This is a genomic window from Arthrobacter sp. Helios (assembly GCF_023167125.1).
Classification (GTDB): Bacteria; Actinomycetota; Actinomycetes; order Actinomycetales; family Micrococcaceae; genus Arthrobacter_B; species Arthrobacter_B luteolus.
The window spans coordinates 1253947-1266856 of sequence record NZ_CP095402.1 but is presented as its reverse complement, the minus strand read 5'-3'; the positions used below and the strand labels follow the sequence as shown (position 1 = coordinate 1266856).

The 12910-nt window shown below is 65.8% G+C and carries 14 protein-coding genes and 1 riboswitch; of the genes, 8 read left to right on the top strand and 6 right to left on the bottom strand.

Features of this window, described 5'->3' with window-relative positions; genetic code table 11:
• Position 1: 1 nt before the first annotated feature.
• The 4 genes from ArtHe_RS05630 to ArtHe_RS05615 form a co-directional block, all read right to left on the bottom strand.
• Entirely contained in the window at positions 2-1957 is a 1956-nt protein-coding gene (locus tag ArtHe_RS05630) for a glycerophosphodiester phosphodiesterase (protein WP_248319125.1), read from the bottom strand.
• 2 nt (positions 1958-1959) lie between these two features.
• Positions 1960-2820 (bottom strand): oxygenase MpaB family protein, encoded by an 861-nt coding sequence (locus ArtHe_RS05625; RefSeq protein WP_248319124.1) that lies wholly within the window; start codon positions 2818-2820, stop codon positions 1960-1962.
• Positions 2821-2993: 173 nt separating this feature from the next.
• Positions 2994-4088, bottom strand: a complete 1095-nt coding sequence (locus ArtHe_RS05620; protein WP_248319123.1) for a DNA alkylation repair protein — start codon at positions 4086-4088, stop codon at positions 2994-2996.
• A 63-nt stretch (positions 4089-4151) separates the two neighbouring features.
• A complete protein-coding gene (locus tag ArtHe_RS05615; protein ID WP_248319122.1) occupies positions 4152-4451 on the bottom strand; it encodes a hypothetical protein in 300 nt (99 codons plus the stop codon).
• 333 nt (positions 4452-4784) lie between these two features.
• Here ArtHe_RS05615 and ArtHe_RS05610 point away from each other — a divergent pair, with 333 nt between their 5' ends.
• From ArtHe_RS05610 to ArtHe_RS05585, 6 genes are read left to right on the top strand one after another with little or no spacing between them, the layout of a single operon-like run.
• Positions 4785-5915: an ABC transporter substrate-binding protein gene (locus ArtHe_RS05610; RefSeq protein ID WP_248319121.1), complete on the top strand. Its 1131-nt coding sequence runs from the start codon at positions 4785-4787 to the stop codon at positions 5913-5915.
• A 2-nt stretch (positions 5916-5917) separates the two neighbouring features.
• A complete protein-coding gene (locus tag ArtHe_RS05605; RefSeq protein ID WP_248319120.1) occupies positions 5918-7024 on the top strand; it encodes an iron ABC transporter permease in 1107 nt (368 codons plus the stop codon).
• A complete protein-coding gene (locus ArtHe_RS05600; protein WP_248319119.1) occupies positions 7014-7862 on the top strand; it encodes an ABC transporter ATP-binding protein in 849 nt (282 codons plus the stop codon). The genes ArtHe_RS05605 and ArtHe_RS05600 overlap by 11 nt, the downstream gene beginning before the upstream one ends.
• Positions 7859-8545, top strand: a complete 687-nt coding sequence (locus ArtHe_RS05595; protein ID WP_248319118.1) for a hypothetical protein — start codon at positions 7859-7861, stop codon at positions 8543-8545. Before ArtHe_RS05600 ends, ArtHe_RS05595 begins: the two co-directional genes overlap by 4 nt.
• Positions 8542-9168 (top strand): hypothetical protein, encoded by a 627-nt coding sequence (locus tag ArtHe_RS05590; protein ID WP_248319117.1) that lies wholly within the window; start codon positions 8542-8544, stop codon positions 9166-9168. The genes ArtHe_RS05595 and ArtHe_RS05590 overlap by 4 nt, the downstream gene beginning before the upstream one ends.
• 9 nt (positions 9169-9177) lie before the next feature.
• A complete protein-coding gene (locus ArtHe_RS05585; RefSeq protein WP_248319116.1) occupies positions 9178-9621 on the top strand; it encodes a hypothetical protein in 444 nt (147 codons plus the stop codon).
• Here the strand turns inward: ArtHe_RS05585 and ArtHe_RS05580 are convergent.
• A complete protein-coding gene (locus tag ArtHe_RS05580; RefSeq protein ID WP_248319682.1) occupies positions 9605-9706 on the bottom strand; it encodes a DUF1508 domain-containing protein in 102 nt (33 codons plus the stop codon). The two genes, ArtHe_RS05585 and ArtHe_RS05580, sit on opposite strands and share 17 nt — an antisense overlap.
• Before the next feature lie 264 nt (positions 9707-9970).
• Positions 9971-10633 carry an MBL fold metallo-hydrolase gene (locus tag ArtHe_RS05575; protein WP_248319115.1) on the bottom strand — a complete coding sequence of 221 codons (663 nt, stop codon included), beginning with the start codon at positions 10631-10633 and terminating at the stop codon, positions 9971-9973.
• 312 nt (positions 10634-10945) lie between these two features.
• A riboswitch (cyclic di-AMP (ydaO/yuaA leader) is annotated at positions 10946-11112 on the top strand.
• A 3-nt stretch (positions 11113-11115) separates the two neighbouring features.
• Here ArtHe_RS05575 and ArtHe_RS05570 point away from each other — a divergent pair.
• Together ArtHe_RS05570 and ArtHe_RS05565 are read left to right on the top strand one after the other, a co-directional pair.
• Positions 11116-12009 carry a LysM peptidoglycan-binding domain-containing protein gene (locus tag ArtHe_RS05570; protein ID WP_248319114.1) on the top strand — a complete coding sequence of 298 codons (894 nt, stop codon included), beginning with the start codon at positions 11116-11118 and terminating at the stop codon, positions 12007-12009.
• A gap of 355 nt (positions 12010-12364) precedes the next feature.
• Positions 12365-12877: a CarD family transcriptional regulator gene (locus ArtHe_RS05565; protein WP_066298139.1), complete on the top strand. Its 513-nt coding sequence runs from the start codon at positions 12365-12367 to the stop codon at positions 12875-12877.
• Positions 12878-12910 lie beyond the last annotated feature (33 nt).

Sequence of the window (12910 nt, the reverse complement as noted above, 5' to 3'; positions counted from 1 at the left end):
GCTAGAAAATCAGCACAAACCGCATGACGGCGTCGTAGAGCTTGGTGCTCATGAACTCCTCCGGCCCCATGGCGCCCCGGTCCCGCAATGCCGTGTCCGGATGGTCCGTAATGATGCCGTCCACATTGTCGCGGAGCATGTTCCGGATGCTGCCCGTCCCGTTGACGGTCCAGACGTAGATTTCCTTGCCCTTGCTCCAGGCAGACTTCCGCACAGCGTCCGTATAGGACGCTTCCTCGACCACAATGAAGTCAGCCGTTGTCTCCGGTGCGGCAACCCCGGCCACCGCCATGGTCAAACCCACATACAGTCCCGGCCGCAGCCGCTTCAGCTCCTCCGCTTTGTCCTTGTCCAGCGAGTGATAGATGTTGCCCCGCAGAGCGTCCAGTGACTCGAGTTCCGCCACCAGCCTGGGTACGTAGTCCTCCGTCTCCCCTCCGTGCATCTTGAGCTCGATCAGCAGCGGCTGGCCAAACTCCTGTGCGGCACGGATGTACTCCTCCAAGGAGGGGATGGTGTCCTGGTGCCCCTGCTGATCATGCACGGTGATGGCGGTGAGCTCTGCCAGCGTGAGGTCCTTGACGGACTCGCCGCGGCCGGCCAGCCGGCTGAGTGAAGCGTCGTGCATCACTGCGAATCCGCCGTCGGCGGTTTGCATCACATCCATTTCAACCAGGTCCGCGCCGGCATCGGCAGCGGCCTTCAGGCCGGAAACGGTGTTTTCCACGCCGCCGTCGCTGAAACCGCGGTGGGCCAGCACCAGGGTCTGCGGTACCTGGCGCAGGCCTTCCATCAGCTGGATATTCAACCCGCCCAGGACCAGGACCGGGACAACGACGGCGGCGGTTACCAGGATCCCACCGCGCCGGGATCGGCGGGTGGCGGCTTTCGCCGCAGGCAGCGGACCATCCGCAGGAATCGTCCGGGCAGCCCCCTCACCGGCGGCAAACGTCCCGTCCCGCTCAGCGCCGCAGGACAGCACCAGGTCCGCCGGCAGCACCGGGAGGCTCCGGACTGCCAGCTCAATGAGCATGGCGGCCAGGAACATCACCAAACTGCCGGCGATGACCACACCGCCCACCTGGGCAGCCCCCAGTGCGAAGGCGGCAGTCACGGCGGCCAGGCCGGGTGCCGCCAGGTCAGCAGCCAGTGTCGGCAGCAGTGCCGCAGCCACCAGCAACGCACCGGCGAAGAACGCGGCGGCCACCGCGGCCGCTCCGGCCACCAGAAGGGCTGGATCAGTCCGGCGGGTCACCCGCCAGCTCAGCCGCATGGCCCGGCCGCCGGAGACCTTTCCGAGCGCGAAGATCGGCAGCGCGGCGGCGAAGCGGGTGCCAAGTGTCCCGATGACCAGCAGGAACACAACGTAGGCGATGACTCCCGGCGTCGACTTCAGCAGTTCCCCGGAGATGAAGTTGGGTACGGCGATGGAGTGCGTCAAGACCGAGAAGAATCCGGCCTGAGCCAGCGGCAGGACCAGGAAAAGGTACCAGACCAGGGGAATTGACCCCGGGCTGGGCAGCCGGCGCAGGACCGGAACAAGCTCCCGTGCCAGGGCCGCAGGTTTCAGGCTCAGGCCCGCGCGGACCCTGGCCGCAGCCAGGACCAGAAGTGTGAGCTGAACACACACCCCCAGGACAGCCATGACACACAGCCCTGCGATCCACGCTGCCGAAACACCGTTGCCAAGGATGGAAGCCAGCGCGGCGGAATCCACGGCATGCAGGCCCGCCGCCGCCAAAGCCTCGGTGAACATCCAGCGGATCAGCGGTGAGAACAGCACCAGCAGGAGCGCCTGCGTTGCCGCGTAAAGTGCCAGCAGGCGCCAGCCGCCGGTTCGCAGCGTTCTCCAGCCTGCACCCAGCAGTCCCGGCACCAGGGCACGGAAGCGCAGGTTGGCGGGCAGCACCTTGCCGGATGCCTGGACCTGCCTGTCCAGCATCGGGGAGTTCACCATGCTCAGGCCGTCGCCCGGTTGCGGACCTTGCGGTATGGATGAGTATCCACTTTGGTCGTGAGCTCGGTGATGACATTTTCGTAGGCGTGGTTGCGGCGTGCCGCGGCCATCATGCCTTTTGTGGTCTGGGCGGCACTGCGCAGGTTCATGGGGCGGCCCGCCACTCCGTACAGCAGAAGTGCCCAGTCAGGCAGCAGGGAAAGGATTCCGTCCTGGATGATGATCCCGGTCCAGACCTTCACCGGATTTCCTTTAAGCGACGGCTTGCGGATTGCCTGGCTGACCTCCGCTGCCGGCAGGCACAGTGCCATCCAGTGCCGCTGGCCGTCGATGTACTCCTCCAGGGCGGCACGGGTGGCGGGCAGCCGGGCAGGGTCGATCCCCACGATCTCGGCGGAAATGTGCTGCTCCAGGACGAACTGGTCCTGCTCACCCGGCGTGAGCCTGGGCCCGAAGGCCTCGGCTGCGCGAAGTATGGCGTAGACGAGCGTGTTGTGCGTCCAATCCATCCAGCCCTCGGTTTCGGCCTGCAGCGTTTCTCCGGTGGCAGGGTCCTGCCAGGTGGCATGTTTATGCATGCCGCGGACGGACCGTGCTGCGGCGTCCGCATGTGCCTTGTCGCCAAAAATGGTGGTGTCAATGTACTGTCCGGTCCGCTCACCGCGCGCGGCAGCGTCCTGGTCCGTGACGCTGACCGCCGAGAACAGCCTCATCATGTTGGGATTCAAGGCCTGAAGCAGAAGGGCAGCGATTCCGCCAAGCTTCGCCGACGGGTCCGCATAGACCCGCCAGCTGACACTTTCCGGGCCAAAGTACCCATCATCCTGCCTGGGCTGGTCCGTCGCCGGCGCCGTCGCTGTCATGCTTTGCTCCTCTGCTGTTCAGGAGCAAACAGGGCCTCCAGGCGCACCGCTGCTCCGGTACGTGGCTAGTCCGGGAATCTGGACTACGTCCAACTTTTTGTCAGAGTATATAAGCCGCATCACAGGAATACCGTCATCGCCGCGACACATTCGGGATTGTGCAACGCCGGCCGCTACAGGCTGACGTCGAATTCCAGCCGTCCGTGACGAATTCCGTTGATCTGGAGTTCCAGATGATGCAGCCCCGCATAGTGCCGGCGCGTGGTCATTTGATGGAAGGCATGCCGTCCGGACAGCCTGCGCGACTCTCCGGGTTCGAGATCCAGCACGGCCAGCTTGAAGACTTTAGGTGCCGTGGAACCGCTGGCCTTCACATAGTGGACCACATAGTCGACGGCCAGGCGGGCAGCAGCGGCGGACCTGTTCGTCAGCACACAGTCGAAGCTGAGCACAGCGGGCAGTGTGAGCAGCACCGTCTCCGAGTGCGGGCCCTCCACGGCTACGTCAGCAGGGCGGAAGCCCATCAGTGCCAGCGCATCAGGGTTGGCCTTTTTCACCAGGGTCCGTAATCCGCGGCGGATAATCCAGGCGCTTTCCGGGGTGCCGCTTTCCTGCCACCGGGAGGCCAGGGCGAGGACCATTCCCGGTGCGTGCCTGGCCAGGTCGTTGAGGTGGTTGGCCACCGATCGGCGCACATAGTCACTGGGGTCACTGCGCAGGGAATCGAGGATCGGGACGGTGGCGTCCGGACGGTCAGTCAGCCCGGCCACGCGGACCGCCCACGGCAGATAGGGCCGGGTGCCCTCGCTGGCCAGCCTGCGCACGTGCGGATCGGGATCCGCCGTCCAGGCCTGGATCCTGGCCAAAGCCCGGTCCAGGTCCGCACTGAGGAGCCTGCGGATGGCAAACTCACTGGTCAGGCGCGGCGTGAGTTCTGCGAGCAGGTCAAGGCAGTCATCGAAGGCCTGGCTGTCTCCCTGAGTGAGGGCCAGCGTGACCGCCGCTTCCGTAACCGGCCAGATGGCCCAGCCACTGAAGGCCGGATCCTGCAAGGCAGTCCGGAAAGCGGCGGCGGCCGCGGAATACTGCGGGAAGATCCCGACGAGCGCGCTCGCCGCGAGGTCGGTCCTCGCCCGCAGCGACAGCGGGCCGAGGAGCGCGGTGGTTTCCAGCAGGGCATCAAATCCTCTGTCCGGGGCGGCGCGCTCCAGCGATTCACAGAGCTCCGCTATCTGCCGGGGGCCCAGCAGGTCATCCATTGCACCCATGCTGCTCCCTGCTGTGGACTCCGGTTACCGGCTTCTCATCCTAGCTGGGGCTGGGTGGCCGGTTTAGCGCTCGGCGTCGGTGTAGCTGCCGCGGCGGCTGCGGGCCGGGTGCCCGGCGGCGGCAAAAGCAGCCACGTAGCTGTCAACGGGCGCGGCCTTCCGGCCGCCGGCAGGACCGTCGAAGGCCGCGGTGTAGTGCCCTCCGGTGGCATCGGCTGGTGCCTGGCCGCGGTCAAACACAGCAACGTAGTTCCCGCCAAAGGGACTGGCGGGACGGACCGGTCCCGGAGCGGCCGGAGTCAGCGTGTGGGCTGCGGCCGGGTTGGCGGTACGGGCGGTCTCGGCAAACATGGTCTTGAACAAGGGGCAACTCCTGGGGGTAAAACGGCAGCACCGGGCAGGCCGGCACAGGCTGCGGTGTCTGTCATAGGGAAGGGCGATGCGCTGCCGGCAAGGGTGCGGCGCGCAGTGCCCGGGCCGCGATTCCGCCTCTTGAGAGGGGATCCGCCGTACTGAACTCCTTGAGTGGAGCAGATCCGGCTGGCGCGGCTTCTGCTAAGACTCTACCAGTTATTCTGAGTCATTCATAAAAAGGCCGGGGCGTGATGGCAATTAGCACACTTAAATGTTCGCTAATATGGATCTCAATCACTTAGGTGAGCCTAACCAAACAAGCATGCTGGAGTTCCGTTGCCTTTGCCCTCCCCCACCCCATCCCTTTCCCGACGCGGCCTGCTCGGCGCAGGAGGCCTCGGCCTGCTGGCGCTCACCTTTGCCGGCTGCTCCAGCCGCGCGACGGTAGCGGACACTGGAGCGGGAACATCCGCAGATGCGGCCTTCTCCGTCACCGACATGCGTGGCGTTACGGTCTCCTTCGACGCTCCCGTCCAGCGCATTGCCACCACCGTCATCCCTTCTCCATCCATGATCGCCGCGGTCGACGGCGGATATGAGCGGATCGTCGGGATCAACGAATCCACCCTGCAGGCGAATCAGCAGGGTCTCTTCGGTGAGATCTTCCCGGAGTCCAGATCCACCACCACCATCGCGCCCTCCAGCTTCACCCCCAACATCGAGACCATCACCGATCTGGCGCCCGACGTCGTGTTCCAGTGGGCTGATCAGGGCGACGGCTTGGTGGAACCGCTGGAGAACGCAGGCTTCAAGACGGTCTGCCTGCTCTACGGGACCCAGGAGCATCTCGAGACCTGGGTGCACCTGTTCGCCGCGATCCTGGGCAAGCCCGAACGCGGGACCGGGATCACCGAGTGGATGCACTCCGAGATCGCCCGGCTGGAAGCTGAGCTGTCCGCCGTGGCGGAGCCGGTGCGCGTAGTCCACCTGGGCCAGTCCGGTGAGGGCTATTCGGCGTCCAACAAGTCCTCGTACATGCACTACTGGATGGAGCTGGCCGGCGGGCGAAACATGGCTGCGGACAACGTGTCGACGGACAATACCGTCAGTGCGGAACAGCTGATCGAGTGGGATCCGGAGGTCATCACCCTCGGCGGCTTCGATGCCCGCACTCCCGCGGACGTGTACGCCGACAAGTCCCTGGCCTCCGTCTCCGCCGTGCGCAGCAGGCGCGTCTACAAGGCCCCGCTTGGAGGCTACCGGTGGGAGGTGCCCTGTGCCGAGTCTCCGCTGATGTGGCAGTGGGCCGCCGAGCTCTACCACCCCCAGCTCACCGGCCACACCCTGCGGGAAACCCTGCGGGAGAAAATCCGCTACCTCTACAACTATGAGGTGTCTGAAGCGCAGATAGATGCCGCGCTGCGCCTGGATCTGAACCGGAACAGCTCCGGCTACAACGTCTTCGAAGCCTGACGGTGAGCGTAGAGGAACGGGCAGCGGCCCCGGCCGGTGCCCGGGCGGAAGCCCCCGGACCCCGCAGCCTTTTCCGCCGGCACCCGGTGCTGCTCAGTGCCCTGCTGCTGGCCGCCGTCGCTGTGGTCTCGATGGCCGCAGGCCGCTACTGGGTACCTCCGAATGAGATCCTCCGTGTCCTCGCCGGCGAAACGGCTGGGCTGCTGCCCGGCGGAGCGGATCTGGTCCGGCGTACGTGGACCGACCAGGAAGCCACCGTGATTCTGGACGTGCGGCTCCCCCGGGTGCTGCTGGCGTTCCTCGTTGGCGGCGCCCTGGCGCTGGGCGGCGCCTGCCTGCAGGCACTTTTCCGCAACCCGCTGGTCAGCCCGGACATCATCGGCGTCACCTCGGGTGCTTCCTTCGGCGGAGTCCTGGTCCTGACCCTTGGGCTCTCCGGTGCCTGGATGGTGGCCGGGGCCTTCGGATTCGGCCTGGCCGCCCTGGTGATCGTGCTTTTCCTGGGCCGGCTCGGGCAGGGCGGGCGGGTGCTGATGATTGTCCTGGGCGGGATTGTGGTGGCGGCGTTCTTCAACGCACTGGTTTCCTTTATGACCTACATCGCAGACCCCTACTCCGATCTGCCCTCGATCGTCCATTGGCTGCTGGGTTCCATCGCAGCTGCCAGCTACGGCAAGGTGCTCATTGCACTGGTTCCGGTCGGTATCGGTGCGCTCGTGGTGCTGGCCCTGCGCTGGCGGCTCAATGTGCTTTCCCTCGGGGATGACGACGCCGCGGCCCTGGGCGTGAACCCGCAGCGCTCCCGGATCCTGCTGCTGTGCGCCGTGGCCCTGATGACAGCCGGGACAGTGGCCGTCGCCGGAGCGGTGGGGTGGGTGGGGCTGGTGGTCCCGCACCTTGCCCGCCTCTGGGTCGGCTCCGACCACCGGGTACTGCTGCCGGTGTCCCTGCTCCTGGGCGGCACGTACCTGATCCTGATCGACACGCTGAGCCGTTCGATCACCAGCAGCGAGATCCCGCTGGGCATCCTCACCGCAATTATTGGCGCGCCGGTGTTCGTGGCACTGCTTGCACGCTCCCAGAAGAAAGCACAGTTCGATGGCAACTAAGACCCTGATCCCGCCTCCGGTCCAACAGACGGCAGACGCCAAGCTGCTGCTGCAGGCAGCCGGCGCAGGCTTCCGGTACTCGCGGCTGCAGCCCTGGCTGTTCCGCGGGCTGGATTTCACACTGGAACGCGGAGAGGTCCTGTCCATCCTGGGACCCAACGCACGCGGCAAGACCACGCTGCTCAAGTGCCTCTCCGGCCTGCTGAAACCGGTCGAGGGGACAGTGGAATCCGCTTCTGCGATTGGCTATGTACCCCAGGACCACGGGACCGGCCCCGACTTCACCGTTCAGGACATGGTGCTGATGGGCCGGACCCGCCACCTTCGCGCCTATCAGGTACCGCGCAGTGATGACCGCGGTGCGGCAACCGCTGCGATGGAACGCGTGGGGGCAGCGGATTGGGCACTCCGCCGTTACTCCGAGCTCTCCGGCGGGCAGCGCCAGCTGGTGCTGATTGCCCGTGCGCTTGCGTCCGGTTCCGAACTGCTGGTGCTGGACGAACCGGCGTCCGCCCTTGACCTGCGCAATCAGTCGCACGTCCTCACCGTCCTGGCCGCACTGGCCGCGGACGGAATAGGAGTCATCATGACCACCCATCACCCCGACCACGCGCTGCATGTTTCCCGCAATGCCCTGCTCTTCGTCGGCAGCCATGACACCCGCTGGGGACCGGTCGAAGACCTCCTGACCGGTCCGGCGCTGTCTGAGGTTTACGGGCTTCCCATCTGCACCCCAACCGTGGGCACCGTCTCGGGGAACCGCACCATTGCTGTTCCCGACTTCGGCCCAACCTGCCGGGACGGGCGCACCGCCGGCCCTCGAAAGGACCATCCATGACCATCATCCGCCTGACCGGTACAACCACCATGCGCGGGCTCGGCGATCCCGGCTGGCGCGGTGCCATCAGCGACACCGACACCTATGACCTTAACGACCCGGCGAAACGCCGGACCGTTCTCTCCTCCGCCGCCCTGATCATCAGCGGCGCAGCCGACCATCTCCTCCTGCACCAGCACCGTGAGCACCTGACCGGATACGTCCGGGACGGCGGCCGCATCCTGGTCAACGGCCAGGTTGTCCTGCCGTTCATCGACGGGCTGGCCCGCTGGCTCAAGCTGGATTACCGCAGTCCGCGGGATCTTCGCCCGCACGCTTTGGCTGCGCACCCGGTGTGGGACGGAGTTGACCACCGGGACCTGCATTTCCGCACCGGTGTCCCGGGGACCCACTCCCATGCGCGCCTGAAGGACATCGGCGTCGCGGGTTTCTACGGCCGCGGATACCACTCCCCGCTGCCGGACGGCGGTGAAGCGGTCACCGGCATCGGACCCAATTCGCTTCCCCTGGACTACACCTATCCGCTGGGCACAGGCGAAGTGCTGGTCCATGGCGGCCTTGATCTCGAAGGGTTCACCGACGAGCGGTACAGCAGCCGCCGGATCGGCCCCAACCTCGTGACCTGGCTGACCGGTTCCGCTTCTGCCTCCGATGTCCGCTCCACGAAGGAAGTACCTGCATGAGCACCCCCCGCATCGGACTGCTGCACTGCGGCACGTTCCCCGCACTGCGCACCCTGGAAGATCCCGCCCTGCAGCCCTACCGCATCGAGCCCGTGTACCTGCCGGATTCCGATCCCGGTTTCCTGGCGGAACTCGACGTTGTGCTGGTTGGTGACCGGCTGCATGCCGGACAGCGCGCACGCTTCGAACCGGCGATCCGCGAAGCGCTGCAGGATCACACAAAGACGGTGATCGTGCTGGGCGAGAACAACGTCGAGAGCTGGCTGCCGGGGGTCGGGTACAGCTTCCGGCCAACTGTTTTCTGGGCCTGGCGGACGGGAACCGACACCGGCACCCGCCTGCGGCTGCCGGAGGACCCGATGTGGGAGTTCTTCACCCGCCGGGCAGTCGACTGGCACCATCACGGCCTGCTTCACCCGCCCCAGGGTGCGCGCCGGCTGGTCACGATGGAGGAAGACGGAACCGACAGCGGGGCCCTGCTGTACGTGGACGACGTTAATCAGCCGGCCCGTCTGCTGGTGACGACCATGGATCCGGTGTACCACCACGGTTCCGGCTTTATGCCCGGAGCCACCCAGCTGCTCTACTCCCTGCTGCGCTGGGTGATGTGGGACCGGCGATAGAGTTGCACCATGAGCAATACCCCGGCGCGGGCCCGCAGGTCTGTCTTTCTCCTCATTCCGATCGGCGCCCTGGCGGGCATGGCCCTGGCCATCCTGAACTTCCAGATTAACTACGCGTCGACCGTGGAGTCCCAGGACCTCGGGAGCTACATCCTCTGGACGCTCATCGGCGGCGCGGCACTGGGCGCATCCTTTGCCTGCCCGGCAAGCGTGGTGTCCTTCCTCAGCGCGGACGCAGGGAAGTCACGGCGCTTTAACGCGGTTGCTGCGGGCGTGGTCCTGGCCGTGTGCTGGCTGCTCTATGTGGGCGTTTCAGCGTCCGGGGGCACACCGGTAACCGTGCTGCTGCCGGTGGCCGCCGTCGTAACGACGGCGGCGGGCGCCTGGTTCGGGTGGTTCACCACGCGGCCGATGGCGCCGGCGGGCGAAACGGAAACTATGTCAGGTCCGTGATGTCGGCCCCGGCATTGGAGCGGACCGATTCCACGCCCTTCAACGCTGACGCCTTGGACTTATAGCTCTCCGACGAGGAAGCAATGACTTCTCCGTTGCCCGCTTTAAGCCGGAACCTGAACCCGCCGGCCTTGTCCTGGTAAACCTCGAATTTTCCTGCCTTGACTGCCTCGCTCTACTCGATTGCAGATGAGCCGGTATCCGGAATGGTACGCGCCGCGGATGCGGCATGGCAGGGCTGGCGCAATTCTTTCGGGTCTGCCCCGCCCAGTGCCCTTTCGGGTCTGCCCGGCCCAGAACCGGCCCAGTGCCGGCGGGGCCTCAGAACGGGTCCGCCGGCGGCCGGGCGTTAGTGAGGTCCGCCAATCATCCTCGCCAGCGCATCAGCAGGCGAGGCCACCTCGGCGCCGTGTGCAAAGAGAACGCGTTCCGGCCCAAGAGCAGCAATCCGCTCCAGGGATTCCTCCGCCCGGCCGGCATCTGACATAAATGCGCTGGGCCCCCGGACCACGTGGCCATGCGATGACCCGGCCGCATCCCCTACAAACAGCGTTCCCGTCCCCTCATGGAAAAGGGAGATATGCCCCGGCGTATGGCCGGGGGTAGCCAGGATTTCCAGATCCTGCACCATGGCCCCTTCGCCGATGGGACTTACGTGGCGCGGGGACCGGATATCCGGGGAATCCGGCCCGCCGGCGTAAATCGCGGCGTGCGGTGCCCGTTCGGCGACGGCAAAAAGGGAGCCAACGTGGTCCATATGCAGGTGGGTCAGCACGATGTCGCGGACATCTGACCAATCCCCGCCCAAAGCTTCGACGGCGGCAGCAATACCCGCGTCTGCGTCCGGCATGCCTGTGTCAATCACCACTATTCCCTCCGGTTGAGCTACGGCATAACAGCGCACATCCATGACCAGCTGATCCGGCCCGGCGACGCCGGCTGGGATCACTACCTCGCGCACCACGTCCTGAACGGGAAGCTGCGGTCCGCGGCCACCGGCTTGCTCACTCATGGCCCCTCCTTCGCTGGATATTCGGCCCTTCCAGCGTATTCCCGCACTCCGGCATCCGTCGCCGCGTTCCGCAAAAATCCCCGGCTCCCACCCCGGAAGGACCCTCTCCAAACAGCAGCGCGGGCCGCAGCGCGCGGCCGGTCCAATGTGGCTGCTGGGACTAAAGAAGAAAGCACACTTCCCATTAGCAGAGTGACTGGCCGCACACAACAGCAACACGGTGTCGTTACCGAATTGCAATGCAATCTCTATTCCATGTAGTGTCCTTGGCATGCCGCGATACTGATGCGGCGTCCTTGGCTTGTTACCTAACTCTGCCGCTGGCCAAGGTCCCCTTTTGCAATACGACGGCAGGGGCGGGGGACCCAATTTTTTGGATCCTTTGAATCCTTGGGGTTAAGCCGACCGGTTCAGTCCGGCGGCCGGGTGACTCCCATCCGAATCCGACAGCTCACCTCGCAGGTATTGGGAGAGGTAATTCCTTGTCTATCAATAAGAACCGCGGACGCCACCGCTCAAATTCCAACATCTGGACCACTATCGCCCAGGTCTCACCGGCAAAGGCACGCACCTTCGGCGGAACCGCCGCAGCCGTCGTTGCCGGCTCCGGGCTCATGTTCGGCATGGCTGCCCCGGCCCAGGCCGGCGTTGTAGCCAACGATCCCGCCCCGGCGGCTGCCGCAGCTGCCGCAGCTCCTGCTGCAGCTCCCGCCGCAGTCACCGTGGCAGAGGCTCCGGCCGTGGAAACCGCATCCACGCACACCGTGGTCGCGGGTGACACCCTGGGCCAGATTGCCGCCACCTACGGTGTGTCCCTGGACAGCATCTTCGCGCTCAACGGCCTGTCGATGTCCTCGATCATCTACCCCGGCGACGTCATCACCTACGCCGGCACGGCTGACATCCAGCCCGCCGCCGCCTACACGCCGGTGGAAACCGCAGCCGTGGTCGAAGCTGCTCCTGCGGCTGCGACGTACACGGATCCGGGAACCTACACGGAATACAGCACGCTGAGCACCCAGGTCACCCCGGCTGCTCCCAGCGTCGGCACCTCCGCCATTGGCCAGACCATGGTGAATGCGGCTTACTCGCAGCTCGGTGCTGCCCAGGACTGCACCGTGCTGGTTGAGGTGGCTCTCCGCGCCGCCGGCCACTCGGTTGGCGACCTGGCTCCGGCCCAGCTTGCCGCTTACGGCTCCCCGGTGTCTGATCCCCAGCCCGGCGACATGGTCTACTACGCCGACGGCGGCATGGGCTTTGCCCACATCGCCATCTACATCGGCGACGGACAGGCCATCCACAGTGGCTGGAACGGCAACCAGACCGTTATCCAGTCCGTGAACGTCGGCTCCGGCCCGGTTTACTACCGCGCATAACTGAACCGCCGCGGACGGTCCGGTCCGCTGGTTCGAGAAGCACCCCGCCTGGGAACAGGTGGGGTGCTTCTGTTATGCGGCTCTGTGGCTCCCACCGGACCTCTCACCCGGAACCGCTCACCGAAGTGTCCCCCGGGTTCGGGGACCACACCCAGCAAGTCGTGAAATAATAGTCAGGTCAGACCCGCGGCTTTCCGGCGCTTTCACCCATGTGGAGCGCCCACGGCCGCGCTTCCGTCACGACTGTCACCGGAATCCGGGCAAGTGGCGGGACGAGCGTCCCACACAGGCCCCTGCACAGTGCAGCGGTCCGCGGCTGCCGGGCCCGGCTTCGATCCAGCCAGAGGTAAACACATTGACGTTTAACGTAGGTCAAACCGTAGTCCACCCCCACCACGGCCCGGCCACTATCCGCCGTCTGGCCAGCCGCAAGATCCGCAGCGTCGAGAACGAGTACCTGGTACTTGAAGTGCATGCCAACAAGCTTGAGGTTTGGGTTCCCACCGCCAAGGCCCAGGATGTGGGGCTGCGCCCGGTCCTGAATTCACCGCAGCTGGAAGAACTCATGGAAATCCTCAGGGCTGCCGCGGACGCCGAGGAGTCCCAGTGGTCACGGCGTTTCAAGGAAAACACGGAGCTGCTCGCCAGCGGGCGGATCGCAGACGTAGCCCGCGTGGTCCGCAACCTCACCCTGCGTTCCCTGGACAAGGGACTCTCCCACGCTGAGCGGGACATGCTCCGGCATGCCCGCCGGCCGCTGCTCACCGAGATCTCGCTGTCCCTGGGAGTCAGCGAAGAAGAAGCCTCGGCGGTGCTCGACGGCGTCTGGGCCGGTTCGGGCACCTCACTGGCCGAACCGGTTACCTAAGCTCCGGATCACCGCCGGAGTCGGGCTACCGGC